This window comes from Zavarzinia sp. (assembly GCF_049306435.1).
GTDB lineage: Bacteria > Pseudomonadota > Alphaproteobacteria > Zavarziniales > Zavarziniaceae > Zavarzinia.
Map to the genome: position 1 here is coordinate 1 of NZ_JBAQRT010000231.1, position 13,668 is coordinate 13,668.

Genomic DNA, 13,668 nt, shown 5'->3' on the forward strand with positions numbered 1-13,668 from the left:
GGCTTGGGCGCAGCGGATGCGGCGCTCCCAACGCATGACCCACGCCGTCCAGGCCACGGCACACGCCGTCCGCTCCGGCGACGCCCATGGCGGCGGCTCCTCCGTCAACCTGTCCGAAGGCGATCGCTGATGTTCAAACGACCCTCCACCCACTACGGCAAGGCTCCCGAGCCGGAGACGCCGTATCAACGTGCCGCCCAGGTCTGGGACGAGCGCATCGGCGCCTCACGCGTGCAGGCCCGCAACTGGCGCCTCATGGCGTTCGGCTCCCTCATCCTCTCAGCCGGGTTCGCCACCGCGCTCGTCGTGCAGTCGGCGCGCGGAACCATCGTGCCCTGGGTGGTGCAGGTCGATCGGCTCGGTCAGGCGCAGGCGGTTGCGCCGGCCGAGGCGGACTACCGTCCGACCGATCCGCAGATCGCTTTCCACCTGGCGCGCTTCATCGAGCAGGTCCGCAGCATTCCGGCCGACGCGATCATCGTTCGTCAGAACTGGCTTCGCGCCTACGACTTCACGACCGATCGCGGCGCGATGGCTCTTAACGACTATGCCCGCTCGAACGACCCGTTCACGCGCGTCGGCCGCCAGCAGGTCGCCGTCGACGTCTCCAGCGTCATCCGCGCCTCTCCGGACAGTTTCCGCGTCGCCTGGGTCGAGCGCCGCTACGAGAACGGCCAACTCGCCGAGACCACGCGCTGGACCGCGATCCTGACGATCGTTGTGCAAGTCCCCCGCAACGCCGATCGGCTGAGGGCGAACCCGCTCGGCATCTACGTCAACGCCATCAACTGGTCACGGGAGCTTGGGCAATGAAGCCGTCTTTCCGTAAAGCCGGAAACCCGGCTTCACACATACTCGTATTCCCGGCTCTCCGCAGAGCCGCAATCCCGATGGTCCTACTAGCAACGACGGCGCTCGCCGGCTGCGCCACCACCAACCCGCCGCCGGAAATCTCCTACGACAATGCGGCCCCCGCCGTGCAGACCGTCGATCCGCCAGCGCCGGTCACCGTGGTCGAGCTGCCGCGACCGCTGCCGCTGCCCGGCCAGTTGCAACGCGTGGAGCCTTCGCGGCGCGCGTCCGAGCCCACAGATCCGACCGCGCGGGTGAACCAGGCCAATGCCGCAGCCCGCATCCAGCCGGTGCGCGACGGCTTCATCAACTCGATGCAGGTCTACCCGTTCACGCAAGGAGCGCTCTATCAGGTCTACACCGCCGTCGGGCAGATCACCGACATTGCGTTGCAGCCCGGCGAGCAGTTCGTCGGCTCCGGCCCTGTCGCCGCCGGCGACACGGTCCGCTGGATCATCGGCGACACCGAGAGCGGATCAGGGGCGACACGGCAGATCCATATCCTGGTGAAGCCAACGCGGCCCGACCTGATGACGAACCTCGTCATCAACACCAACCTGCGCACCTACCATATGGAGCTTCGCTCGACCGAGCGGACCTATATGGCCTCGGTGTCCTGGCAGTATCCGCAGGACCAGCTCATCGCGCTGCGCCGCCAAAACCAGCAGGCCGAAGCCGCGCAGCCGGTCGCATCCGGCGTCGATCTCGCCAACGTCAACTTCCGCTACGCGATCGAGGGTGACCGCGCGCCATGGCGGCCGCTGCGCGCCTTCGACGACGGCCGCCAAGTCTTCATCGAGTTCCCGCGCGGCATCGGTCAGGGCGAGATGCCGCCGCTGTTCGTGGTTGGTCCCGAGGGTAATACCTCGGAACTGGTGAACTACCGGGTTCGCGGCCATCACATGATTGTCGATAGGCTCTTCGCCGCCGCCGAGCTGCGCTTCGGCACCGGCGACCGCCAGAAGCGCGTTCGGATCGTGCGCACCGATGGGAGACCGGCGTCGTGAGCCAGACGGAGCCCCGGAAAGAGGAAGGTCCGGACGAGGAGGCTCGGCCGTTGACCGGCGAGCCCGTCGGTCCTGCGCAGATGCGGCTGCGCGCCGAACCGCCGCGCGTCACTCGACTGTCGAGAAAGGTGCTGGCCGGTCTCGGCCTGGTCGCGAGCGTCGGGATCGGCAGTGCGCTCATCTATGCGCTACAAACCCGCGATGGCGGTCGGCCCAACGAGGAACTTTTCTCGACCGAGAACCGCCCGACAGCCGACGGCATCGCCGGCCTGCCGCGCGATTATAGCGGTGTGCCTCAGCTGGGCCCGCCGCTTCCGGGCGACCTTGGCCGCCCCATCCTTGACGCACAGAATCGCGGCCAGCCCGTACCGACGCCCGGCGTGGTCCCGCCCAACCCCGGCCTCAGTCCGGAAGAGCAGCGGCGCATTCAGGAACTCGAATCGGCACGCACGGCGAGGCTGTTCGCCGCCACCGAAACCCGCACGGCGTCGGCAACGCCGTCCCAGACAACGCCTTCCGCGCAACCGATACCCGATCTCACCAGCCTCGGGTTGGCCCCGCCACCGACGACGCCCACGGCGCAGGACCGGCAGAACGCGTTTCTCACTGCGGCCGCCGATCGGCGCACAGTCGCTGCCGATCGCGTCGCCGCCCCGGCGTCGCCCAACATCCTTCAGGCTGGCGCCGTGATTTCCGCCGCGCTGATCACTGGGATCCGTTCGGACCTTCCCGGCCAGATTACCGCTCAGGTGACGGAAAATATCTATGACAGTCCGACGGGTCGCATCCTCCTCGTGCCCCAAGGCACACGCATCATCGGCCAGTACGACAACAACGTCCAATTCGGACAAAGCCGCGTGCTGCTCGTTTGGAACCGGCTGATCTTCCCGAACGGACGGTCGATCGTGCTGGAGCGCCAGCCCGGCGCCGACGCCGAAGGCTATGCCGGCCTGCAGGATGGCGTCGATTATCACTGGTGGGACCTCGCCAAAGCCGCGGGTCTCTCAACCCTGCTTAGCGTCGGCGCCGAACTCGCCGTGGACAATGACGATCGACTAATCCAGGCGATCCGTAACGGCGGTCAGGACACGATCAATGATGCGGGCCAACAGATCGTCCGGCGCCAACTCAATATCGCTCCGACGCTCACTATCCGGCCCGGCTTCCCGGTGCGCGTGATCGTCACTCGCGATCTCGTGCTCGAACCATACGGAGGGTGATATGACCAAACTGAAACTTGGTCGCATCGTCGATGACAAGCCGGTGAAGGTGACGATCGAGCTGCCGGCGGCGCTTCATCGTGATCTCGTGGCTTACGCTGAAATCCTGACCCGCGAGAGCAAGCAGGAAATCAACGATCCATTGAAGCTGATCGCGCCGATGGTCGCGCGGTTCATTCTGACCGATCGCGGGTTCGCCAAGGCGCGCAGGAGCCAGAGCCAGCAGAAAACGAGCTCGGGAGAAGCATAGGCGCCGTCTCAATCGTCCGGTCTGAGCTGTTGTGCACCGGTATGCTCACTGCTTGCGAGCAGTTGCGCTGTCTGAAGGAACCTCAAGAAAGCTGGATTGTCATTCGCCGCTGACCAGACGGCGCTGAACGGCACGATATCGGCTCGAGCGGTCAACGGCCGCAGCACCAGGCCGGGTACCTTGACGGCGGTCCATGCCGCCGAAACCAGCGTGATGCCCTGTCCCAGGCTGACGAGATTCATGAGCGTATCTTGCAGCGCCGCCTTCTCCTCGACGTCGGGATAGGTGCTGTAGTCGGCAGACCGACGAACGATATAGTCATGCACCTCCGGGCCAGGCTCGCCGCGGCTGACGATGAAGTGCTCCGTCTTGAGATCGGGCCAGTCCAGTTTGGACCTTCCTGCAAGCGGATGGCCGGCCCACAGCGCGACATGGACGCGCTCGCGCCAGAACTCGCGTGTCTCGCATCCGGGAACGGGATCCGCCCCTGTGATGATGGCGACATCCAATCGCTGAGCCCGGACCGCCGCGAGGTGCTCGCGCCGGCCGCCGTCGCGCAGATCGATCCTGACCCGCGGGTGCCGCTCGGTATAGGCTTGGACCAGTTGGCGCAGGAATCCGCCAGCCAGCGAGGTCAGGATCCCGATGCGTACCAGGCCTGTTTCAGCGCGGCGCGTCGAACGGGCGGAGCGCCTTGCCGACTCAAGTTGCTCAAGCGCCGGCGCGACCTCCGCTAGGAACCGCTCTCCTGCCGGGGTCAGCCGCACGCCACAGCGTGTCCGCTCGAACAGCGTCACGCCGAGATGATCCTCGAGCTGCTTGAGGGCACGACTGATATTCGACTGGTCGACATCACACATTTGCGCGGCGCGCCTGAAGCTGCCAACCTGGGCGGCGACCATGAGGTACTGAAGCTGCCGAACAGCGCTCCTCATACCACTGCCCGGGCAAAGCTGGGGCCGACGCCGGCATGATGACGAATGAACTGCGTAGCGCCGATCCCAACTTTCAGATCGCAAATGCGGCCCGCCGATCCCTGGACATCGAGCGCCAATACTGCCTTGTGACGGCTGCCGTCCCCGACAACCTTGACCACATTGCGGTGATGGAGACATGCAAAGGACAACGGCAACTCACTCCCTTCGCGCGGCAGCCTCCGGCTTTAGCGTGACGATGCAGACGAGCGCCGTCAGCGCCGCAAGCGCGGCCAGAGCTGCGAACCGCGCTGAATGACATGCCGCGTCGCGTGGCGGCCGTTCCTTCTCAATCTGAGTGGGAGCCAGGCAGCAAGGCATCGGTTCAAGCCTCGCTTGCCGCCGGCCTGACCTCGCCCCGGCTGTGATGCGCTTCGCGTTTGTCGAGGTAGCCGCTCCACAAGGTCAGCAGCAGGCCGACGCCGACCATGACGGCGCCCACCCACGGCGTAGCGCCCAGCCCCAGGCGGGAGTCGGCCACCGTTCCGCCGATGAAGGCGCCGAGCGCGATCCCGGCATTCGCGGCCGACACGTTGATGGTGGAAGCGATGTCAACGCTTCCGGGCCGATAACGCATGGCAAGCTGCACGACATAAAGCGCCAGACCCGGAATATTGCAGAACATGAGTGCGCCGAGCACACCGAGTGTCAGGATCGAGCCGATCATGGACGGAGCTGTGAAAGTGAAGATCAGCAGTACGGCCGCCTGTGCGCCGAGCATCAGCACCAGCGCCGGCACCACGGCCTTGTCGGACACCCGACCACCGAGGAAGTTGCCGACGATCACCGACACGCCGTAGAGGGCAAGCATCCAGGCTACACCATTCGGGCTGAGGCCCGTGATGTCCGCGAGGATGCTGGGGAGATAGGCGAAGGCGACGAACGTGCCGCCCCAGGCGCAGAAGTTCATGCCGAACGCCATCAGCAACCGCCCGCTACCGAGCACCTTGATCTGGTCCATGAGGCTTCCTGCCGGCGCGATGTCGATCTTCCGGGGCAAGGTCGCCGCCATGGCGACGAACGACACAAATCCCACTGCCGCGACGAACCAATAGGACATTGGCCAGCCGAAGCGCTGGCCGATGACGGTGGCTATCGGCACGCCGGCCGCGACCGCGATCGACAGGCCACCGAACACGATCGCCACCGCCGAAGCTCTTCGGTCTTCCGAAACGAAACTCGCGGCGATGGCCGCGCCAACGCCGAAGAAAATGCCGTGCGGCAGCGCAGTGACGACGCGCGCGGCGATGAGCACCTCATAGCTGGTGCTCATCGCCGCTGCTGCATTGGCGACCACGAACAATGCCATTACCGCCAGCATCAGCGTCTTGCGCGAAAGGCTTCCCGTCAGGGCTGCGAGGATTGGCGACCCAAAACTGACCCCTAACGCATAGCCGCTGATGACCAGCCCGGCGCGTGCGAGATTGACCCCGAAGTCATCGGCAATCTGCGGGAGAACGCCGACGCTCGCATATTCGGTGGTGCCGATTGCGAATCCGCCGACCATCATCGCCAACAAGGCGGGCAGTCTGTTCGTGCTCGTATTCAAAGGGAATCTGCCTTCTCGGGTTGGGCCGCGGCCGCACGCGTGGCGTCGGGGGCAAAGGTCGGGTAGTCGGTGTAGCCATGGGTATCGCCGCCGTAGTGGGTATCGCGGTCGGCCTGTGCGAGCGGCCAGCCGTTGCGAAGCCGGGCGACTAGGTCCGGGTTGGCGATGAATGGCTCGCCGAAAGCGGCGATATCGATCAGGCCATCGGCGATGTGTTGTTCGGCGCGCTCACGCGTCATGCCGCCGGCAAGGATCAGCACACTGTTGAAGCTGTCCCGGAACCGCGAGAGGAATGCCGAAGGGATGGCGGTGCTACCCCGCGATTGCTGGTCCATCAGATGGACGTAGGCGATGCCGCGCTTCGACAGTTCGTCGGCGACGTGGAGATAGGTTTCCTCGGTCTCGGGATAGGCTCCCATGTCGAAGAGGCCGCCGAACGGGGATAGCCGCACCGAGGTCTTCGCCGCGCCGATCCGGGCGATGACGGCGTCGATCGTCTCAAGCAGGAAACGGGTGCGGCCTTCCAGCGTGTCGCCGCGATAGGCATCGGTGCGGTCGTTGACGAGCGGATTGATGAATTGTTCGATCAGATAGCCATTCGCACCGTGAAGCTCGACACCATCGAACCCCGCCTCGACCGCATTGGCGGCAGCCTTGGCGAAATCGTCGATCACGCCGGGCACTTCCTCGGTCGAAAGATCTCGCGGTGGGGAGACATCGACAGGCCCCGCAGAGCCGTCGTCGCGTAAGCCCCACGCCTGGGAGTTGGCGGCGATCCTGCCGGTCGAACTGACCGGCGCGATCCCGCCCGGCTGGTTCGAAACATGGCTCACACGTCCGACGTGCCAGAGCTGGGCGAAGATCACGCCGCCTTCCGCGTGAACCGCTTCGGTGGTCTTGCGCCAGCCGGCAATCTGTTTGTCGGTGTAGATGCCCGGGATGAACAGAAAGCCTTCGGCCGTGCGCGAAATCGGCGTCCCTTCGGTAATGATCAAGCCTGCGCTGGCGCGCTGACGGTAGTAAGTCGCGGTGAGATCGTCAGCGATCCCGTTGCGCGTCCGCGCCCGCGTCATGGGCGCCATCGCGATGCGATTGCGCAGCGCCAGATCGCCGCGCTCAAACGGCTGAAACAGCTCACTCATGGACGAATTCCTTGTCAGGGCTGGGACGTGGACCGGCCGTCGCCTTGCCGATCCTGGGCAGGATCTCGCGGGCGAATTCGTCGATCACCTCTGGTAGCGGCCGGCGGGAGGGTCGCAGCAGCACGGCCATGTGGTCGACGCCCGCACCGCGAAGCTGCTCAAGATGGTCGAGGAAGGGCTTGCGGCCGATGCGCGCGCCGAACTTGCGGGGTGTCGGCAACTCGCCGGGATCATCGGCAAGATCCAGATGGAAGGCGGTGATGAATACGCCACGATCGAGGTCAGCCGCGTGCCGAAGCCGCCGGAAATCTGCGGCCTGCCCGGCCGTTCGATCCACGCCGCCCGGATAGACAAAACGTCCATCCATATTGGACGCGATCCACTCGTCGGATTGCTGGCCGTTGCCGGCAATGATCGTCGGAATGGTTTGCTGGCTGGGCTTGGGCAGCAGGTCGAGTTCGGCGGCTTTGCGTCCGTCGCCAAGAGGCAAGCCGCCGTTATTCCAGGCTTCGCGCATATAGCCAAGGTTCTGGCGGAAGGTCTCGTCACGACCCTCGAAGTCGAGACCGAGCAGCGGATACTCCACCGGCCGGTCGCCCGAAGCGAGGCCGAGGATCAGCCGGCCGCCCGACAGGTGATCGATGGAAGCGGCGGCCTTGGCTACCATCATGGGATGGCGGAGCGGCAGGACGATGCCTGCCGTGCCGAGCGCGACATGCTTCGTGATCCCGGCGAGGAAGCCGAGATTGACGAAGGGATCGTAGATGGAGCCCGCGTCGCCGAAGTTCCGCGGATCGAACACCGGAACGTCGCGCATCCAGATGGCGGCAAATCCTGAGGCGTCGATCTGCCGGACCAACTCCGGGTAACGGGAGAGATCAGGCACGCCGTGCGGGCGTCCGTCCGCGACGCGGCGCGCTTCGCCTTCCGGAGACCAATCGTTATCGAGCGGCAGTTCAATGCCCAGCGTCAGTTGGCCGGGACGATTAATCAGATCGAGTGCGGTTGCGGAGCGGGAGTGCGTATCCATTCCCGCACCGTAACTGCTCGCCATTCACTCGATAATCGGCTATTATGGAACGTCACTAGTGAAATCAATTCGTGAGTAAGGATGAACGGACATGAACAACCGCGCCGGAGAGATGGAGGTGTTCGTCGAGGCCGTGGATCGCGGCAGCTTCGCCGGCGCAAGTCGGGCGCTCGGCCTTTCGCCCTCGGCTGTCAGCAAGGTCGTTGGCCGCATTGAAACCCGACTTGGGACGAACCTGCTGATCCGTTCAACCCGCTCGCTCAGTCTGACCCAGGAAGGCGAGATCTACCTGCGGCGTGCCCGCAATGTGCTGGCCGAGATTGACGATACGGAGCGCAGCATCACCTCGGGATCGTGCTCCACACCGCGCGGGCTGCTTAGGGTCAATGCCTCGGTGCCGATTGCGCACTGCGCGATAACACCGCTCCTGCCAGCTTTCCTCGCCCGCTTCCCGGAGATCGAAATCGACCTTTCGCTTGATGACGGCATGGTCGATCTGATCGAGAACCGCACCGATGTGGCGATCCGCGTTGGACCGCTACAAGATTCCGGTCTCAAAGCCCGAAAGCTATTGGAAAGCCGGTATGCCGTCGTCGCCGCTCCGTCTTATCTGGAAAGCGCTCCGCCACTGCGAACGCCGGCCGACATCGCCCAGCATCAGTGTATCGGCTTCAACTTCCGGCGCTCGATGCACGAATGGCCGTTCCGTCAACGTGAAGACGATACAATGACCTACGCCCCGCTTCGCGGGCGGATGCGGGTCAACAATGGCGAAACCGTCCGAAGGCTTGCTCTCGGCGGCATGGGGCTGGCCCGCTTGGCCCGATACCATATCGAGCCGGATATCGAGGCGGGTTCGCTAGTGGCGGTGCTTGAGGACTTCAATCCCGGCGACATCGAGCCCGTTAGCGCTGTCTATGTCGGGCACGAGCATCTTGCGGCTCGCATTCGAGCCTTTGTCGATTTCCTAACCGATAACATGAAGGCGGAGGCAAAAGAGCATTAGCCGGATCGTATGCCTCGCAGGGTGATCAATGTGATCCGCCGCCGCACGCACGAGGCGTTAGCGCACTGGCGGTTGGTGGGCCGGTAGAGATTCGAACTGCCCGGCGCCAAAAATTTACCGAATAGAAGGTGGTGCGGGTGGTCGGAATCGAACCGACACTCCTTGCGGAACCGGATTTTGAAGGGAGTCGCGTTTACTGAATGCGCCTCCTGGTAGCGGGCGCCGCAAGTTTCGATCTCGTCTAGCAGCGCCTGCTCGCTCCTACTCTGCACCTAGCAGTCGGGCAAAACCCGCCGATGTGTACGCTATAGCCCGAAAACACCGCACGGAATTTCGGCGGGGCTTCCAGTACCAGCATCTATCAGTCTCAATCGCCTCAGCAACGAAGGAGATTGAGAATGCCGAAGACCGAAGCTCCCCAAATCAGGCGAACTATCCGGCGCCACCAATTGCGCGAGATCGTGCCGATGGCTGACAGCACGATTTATGAAATGGAGCAGCGGGGAGAATTTCCCCGTCGGTTCGCGCTCTCGCCACGGTGTATTGTTTGGGACCTCGCCGAGGTCGAGGCCTGGCTGACGGCGCGGCGGACTGCCCCGATCCGTCGAGCACAGCACCCCGACGTCACCAAGCGCAAGACCCGACCGATCAAAGGGCGGGATCAAGCTCCATCACAGGCATAGCTGTCGGCAGAAGCGTTGGGGCGTGCTTCCGACCGTCGATCCAGGCATCCACGGTATCCGCCCACTGCTGCATCATATGCCGGCGCTGCACCTCATACTCGGCCTTGTTGTAAACGCCGCGCGATGAGCGCCCGTCCTCGTGCGCCAAGCACTTTTCGATCCAGTCGCTGTTAAAGCCCAGCTCATTTAGCAGCGTCGAGCCCGTCCGCCGCAGATCATGGACCGTGAAAGGCTCCAGCGGCAGCCCCTCCTTCTTGGCCTGTTCGACGACGGCATAGGTGACCCGATTGAAGGTCGCGCGCGACATCGGCGCGTCCGCGTCGTACCGGGACGGCAACAGGTATCGAGAGTTGCCGGAGCAGGTCTTGAGCGCGATCATGATATCCAACGTCTGTCGGCACAGGTAGACGTTGTGCGGCTTCGACCGCTTCATGCGCTCCTTCGGGATGGTCCAGACGGCGTTGTCGAAATCGATCTCGTCCCACACTGCATCCTGCAACTCGCTCTTCCGGACCATGGTGAGGAGGAAAAGTTTCATGCCGAGGCGGATCGTCGGCAATGTCGCGACATGCTCGAGCTGTTTGAACATGATGCGAATCTCGGCGGGCGAAAGTGCGCGGTCCTTCGGCGTGAAGGTGGCGATCGAGGCCGGACCGACGTCATCGGCCGGGTTGGCGACCTTCTCGCCGTGCAGAATGGCGAAGCCGTAGATTTGCTTCAGGATATCCCGCACATGGATGGCGGTCGCTGGCGCTCCCCGTTCGACGATCTTGCCGCAGTGAGCGCGCAGATCATCGGGAGTGATCTCTGTCAGGAGACGATTCCGCCAGACGGGCATGAGTTCGCGTTCGAATATGGAGCGGCGCATCGCGCGGGTGCTATCAGCCATGGTCGCGTTGGTCAGCCATTTCTCGCCGAACTGGCCGAAGCTCTTTGCTTCCTTGATCCGGCGCTTCTCCCGCTGCTTCTCGATGGCGGGGGACCGCCCTTCGGCGATCGCGCGCCGCGCGTCGATGCATAACTCGCGAGCCCTGGCGAGCGATATCCCGTCACGGGCATACCTACCGAGATAGACGGTCTCCCGCCTGCCGTTCAGCCGATAGTCGAGCCTGAACGAGATGGCGCCCGACGGTGCGACGCGCACATACATGCCGTCACGATCAGATACCTTGTACATTTTGGCTTTTGGTTTCAGACACTTGAGTGCTGCATCGGTCAACATTTTGGGCCTCCTTGCGGAAAAGTACCGTCACGCGGTTTTTGGAGGCCTATGGCGTAGAAAGCGCTTATACTTCAGCGTCTTATATCAAAAAAGTACCGTCATGAGCCTCATTTCTCCTGACGGTACTTTCGTTTTTCCGGTTGATCAATGGGGGCGAGGCCCGTCAGCGAGGCCGCCAAACGCCATCTATGCCCACCGATAGATGTCGATAGGCGCAGACGGAATTTATTTTTGTTTTCAGTTGGTTAGATCGTACTTCAGCGTAAAATCGGCGGCGTTCGGAGGGGTCTGAATCATTCCCACTCGATGGTGCCCGGCGGCTTCGAGGTGATGTCGTAGACGACGCGGTTGATGCCCTTGACCTCGTTGATGATGCGGGTCGCGACGCGGGACAGGAAGGCGTGTTCGAAGGGGTAGCTGTCGGCCGTCATGCCGTCGACCGAGGTGACGGCGCGTAGGCCGCAGACTTGGTCGTAGGTGCGGCCGTCGCCCATCACGCCGACGGTGCGCACGGGCAGCAGCACGGCGAAAGCCTGCCAGATCTCGTCGTAGAGGCCGGCCTTGCGGATCTCTTCGAGATAGATCTTGTCGGCCTTGCGCAGGATTTCCAGCTTCTCGAAGGTGATGTCGCCGGGGATGCGAATGGCGAGGCCGGGGCCGGGGAACGGGTGGCGGCCGACGAAGGCTTCCGGCAGGCCGAGTTCGCGGCCGAGGGCGCGGACCTCGTCCTTGAAGAGTTCCCGCAGGGGCTCGACCAGCTGCATCCGCATACGCGCCGGCAGGCCGCCCACGTTGTGGTGCGACTTGATGGTGACCGAGGGACCGCCCGAGAAGGAAACGCTTTCGATCACATCGGGGTAAAGCGTGCCCTGGGCGAGGAAATCGGCGCCGCCGATCGAACGCGCCTCGGTCTCGAAGACGTCGATGAAGGTGGCGCCGATGATCTTGCGCTTCTGCTCGGGGTCGGTCACGCCGGCCAGCTTCTCGAGGAAGAGCTTGCTGGCGTCGGAATGGATCAGGCGGATGTTGTAGTGGTCGCGGAACAGGGTCACGACCTCGTCCGCCTCGCCCGAGCGCATCATGCCGGTATCGACGAAGACGCAGGTCAGCTGGTCGCCGATCGCCTCGTGCAGGAGGACGGCGACGACGGAGGAATCGACCCCGCCCGACAGGCCGCAGATCACCCTGCCCTTGCCGACCTGGGCGCGGATACGGGCGATTTCCGCCTCGCGGAAGGCATGCATGGTCCAGTCGGCCTTGCAGCCGGCGACCTCGTGCACGAAGCGGGAGATGAGCTTGGCGCCATCCGGCGTATGTACCACCTCGGGGTGGAACTGCACGGCGTAGATGCGCTTCTCGTCATTGGCAATGGCCGCGAAGGGCGCGCCGGGCGAGGTGGCGACGACGCGGAAGCCCGGCGGGATCGCGGTCACGCGGTCGCCATGGCTCATCCAGACCTGGGGCGCGTCGCCCGCCTGCCACAGCCCGTCGAACAGGCGGCAGGATTCGATCACCTCGAGCTGGGCGCGGCCGAATTCGCGGTCGTGGCCCGGCTCGACCTTGCCGCCCATCTGGTGGCAGATCACCTGTTCGCCATAGCAGATGCCGAAGATCGGCTTGCCGGAATTCAGGATCTCGTCGGGCGCGCGGGGGCCGTCCGCCTCGGTCACCGAAGCCGGGCTGCCGGACAGGATGACCGCCTTGGGGCTCAGGCGCTCGTAGCCTTCCTTGGCCTTGGCGAAGGGGACGATCTCGCAATAGACACCGGCTTCGCGGACGCGGCGGGCGATGAGCTGGGTCACCTGCGAGCCGAAGTCGACGATCAGAATGGTGTCGGTGGCGGAATGGACGGGGGGAAGGGCAATGTCGGACATGGCGCGGACGCTACTGATAAGCCAGGCCGTAGTAAACGGGCATTTTCGACCCCGCCCCCCAAGAAAGCTGCAATGCTCAGCCGCCCGGATTGGCCTTCCTGTAAGCGCCGATGGCCTGCTCCAGATCCTGCCGCTCCTCGCAGCCCGAAGGGCAGAGCCGGACGAGTTCCGCCAGCTGTTCTTCCGCCTTGGCCAGGTTCTTCAGCTCGAGAAAGGCTTCGCCCAGATATTCGCGGGCGCCCCTGTGGTCGGGGTCGAGCTTCAGCGCCTTGCCGTAATGTTTCCGCGCCTCGTCGTAGTCGCCGGACTTGCGATAGGCGAAGCCGAGGAGATTCTCGGCATCGGCATTGGCGGGATCGGCCCGGACAGCGGCGCTCAGACGGCGGACCGCCGTCGCCCAGTCCTGCCCCTCGACCGCGGCCTTGCCGGCGGCGTAATCGAGGCTGGCGGCGGGTGATGGCACGGTTGTCTCGGTGCCGGCGCCATAAGCGGACAACGGCGGACTGGCGGCGGTCACCACCAGGACAAGGGCCGCGATAAGTCTCGTGCTGTTCATGCCCATCCCCCCCCCCCCTGAAACCTGACAGGAAGGATGCTAACCTCAACCTTGGCGAGAGCGTGTGACGGCCGACACAAAAAAGCCATCCGTCCCCTGCGCCTCGGGATCAAGCGCGATGCCCAGCCCCTCGCCGGCAAGGCCGGGCAGCAGGCTGGCTGGATCGAGCGGGCTGAAATCGCTGTTTCTCGCGAGGAAGGCGGCGACCACATCCTCGTCTTCCTCGATGAAGACGGAACAGGTGGCATAGACGAGGCGCCCGCCGGGGCGAACGAGGCGGGCGGCCTCGTCGAGGATCCGGCC

The 13,668-nt window shown here is 64.3% G+C and carries 13 protein-coding genes and 1 pseudogene; 6 read left to right on the top strand and 8 right to left on the bottom strand.

Features of this window, described 5'->3' with window-relative positions; all coding sequences use genetic code 11:
* Positions 1-129 precede the first annotated feature (129 nt).
* From trbF to WAZ62_RS13520, 4 genes are read left to right on the top strand one after another with little or no spacing between them, the layout of a single operon-like run.
* Complete coding sequence (gene trbF / locus WAZ62_RS13505) at positions 130-813, top strand: conjugal transfer protein TrbF (protein WP_422644061.1); 684 nt, start codon at positions 130-132, stop codon at positions 811-813.
* A complete protein-coding gene (trbG, locus tag WAZ62_RS13510; protein WP_422644062.1) occupies positions 810-1,859 on the top strand; it encodes a P-type conjugative transfer protein TrbG in 1,050 nt (349 codons plus the stop codon). Before trbF ends, trbG begins: the two co-directional genes overlap by 4 nt.
* The gene (locus tag WAZ62_RS13515; protein WP_422644063.1) at positions 1,856-3,079 is read left to right on the top strand and encodes a TrbI/VirB10 family protein; all 1,224 of its coding nucleotides are present in this window, start codon (positions 1,856-1,858) and stop codon (positions 3,077-3,079) included. The genes trbG and WAZ62_RS13515 overlap by 4 nt, the downstream gene beginning before the upstream one ends.
* A gap of 1 nt (position 3,080) precedes the next feature.
* Complete coding sequence (locus WAZ62_RS13520) at positions 3,081-3,329, top strand: DUF2274 domain-containing protein (RefSeq protein WP_422644064.1); 249 nt, start codon at positions 3,081-3,083, stop codon at positions 3,327-3,329.
* Between the two features lie 8 nt (positions 3,330-3,337).
* Here WAZ62_RS13520 and WAZ62_RS13525 read toward each other — a convergent pair whose 3' ends face one another.
* The 4 genes from WAZ62_RS13525 to WAZ62_RS13540 all read right to left on the bottom strand — a co-directional run bounded on the left by WAZ62_RS13525 (position 3,338) and on the right by WAZ62_RS13540 (position 8,048).
* Positions 3,338-4,264, bottom strand: a complete 927-nt coding sequence (locus WAZ62_RS13525; protein ID WP_422644065.1) for a LysR family transcriptional regulator — start codon at positions 4,262-4,264, stop codon at positions 3,338-3,340.
* Between the two features lie 364 nt (positions 4,265-4,628).
* Positions 4,629-5,813 (bottom strand): MFS transporter, encoded by a 1,185-nt coding sequence (locus WAZ62_RS13530; protein ID WP_422644071.1) that lies wholly within the window; start codon positions 5,811-5,813, stop codon positions 4,629-4,631.
* Positions 5,814-5,848: 35 nt separating this feature from the next.
* Positions 5,849-6,994 carry an alkene reductase gene (locus WAZ62_RS13535; RefSeq protein WP_422644066.1) on the bottom strand — a complete coding sequence of 382 codons (1,146 nt, stop codon included), beginning with the start codon at positions 6,992-6,994 and terminating at the stop codon, positions 5,849-5,851.
* The gene (locus WAZ62_RS13540) at positions 6,987-8,048 is read right to left on the bottom strand and encodes a TIGR03571 family LLM class oxidoreductase (protein ID WP_422644067.1); all 1,062 of its coding nucleotides are present in this window, start codon (positions 8,046-8,048) and stop codon (positions 6,987-6,989) included. Before WAZ62_RS13540 ends, WAZ62_RS13535 begins: the two co-directional genes overlap by 8 nt.
* Positions 8,049-8,115: 67 nt before the next feature.
* On the opposite strand from WAZ62_RS13540, the gene WAZ62_RS13545 reads away from it, so the two are divergent.
* Together WAZ62_RS13545 and WAZ62_RS13550 are read left to right on the top strand one after the other, a co-directional pair.
* Entirely contained in the window at positions 8,116-9,030 is a 915-nt protein-coding gene (locus tag WAZ62_RS13545) for a LysR family transcriptional regulator (RefSeq protein ID WP_422644068.1), read from the top strand.
* 398 nt (positions 9,031-9,428) lie between these two features.
* Positions 9,429-9,713: a helix-turn-helix transcriptional regulator gene (locus tag WAZ62_RS13550; RefSeq protein ID WP_278374492.1), complete on the top strand. Its 285-nt coding sequence runs from the start codon at positions 9,429-9,431 to the stop codon at positions 9,711-9,713.
* Here WAZ62_RS13550 and WAZ62_RS13555 read toward each other — a convergent pair.
* The 4 genes and pseudogenes from WAZ62_RS13555 to WAZ62_RS13570 all read right to left on the bottom strand — a co-directional run.
* Entirely contained in the window at positions 9,679-10,935 is a 1,257-nt protein-coding gene (locus WAZ62_RS13555) for a tyrosine-type recombinase/integrase (RefSeq protein ID WP_137859462.1), read from the bottom strand. The two genes, WAZ62_RS13550 and WAZ62_RS13555, sit on opposite strands and share 35 nt — an antisense overlap.
* A gap of 293 nt (positions 10,936-11,228) precedes the next feature.
* Positions 11,229-12,809: a glutamine-hydrolyzing GMP synthase gene (gene guaA, locus WAZ62_RS13560; protein ID WP_422644069.1), complete on the bottom strand. Its 1,581-nt coding sequence runs from the start codon at positions 12,807-12,809 to the stop codon at positions 11,229-11,231.
* 76 nt (positions 12,810-12,885) lie between these two features.
* A complete protein-coding gene (locus WAZ62_RS13565) occupies positions 12,886-13,365 on the bottom strand; it encodes a tetratricopeptide repeat protein (RefSeq protein WP_422644070.1) in 480 nt (159 codons plus the stop codon).
* A gap of 45 nt (positions 13,366-13,410) precedes the next feature.
* A pseudogene (locus WAZ62_RS13570) lies at positions 13,411-13,668 on the bottom strand (rRNA cytosine-C5-methylase); the annotation flags it as partial.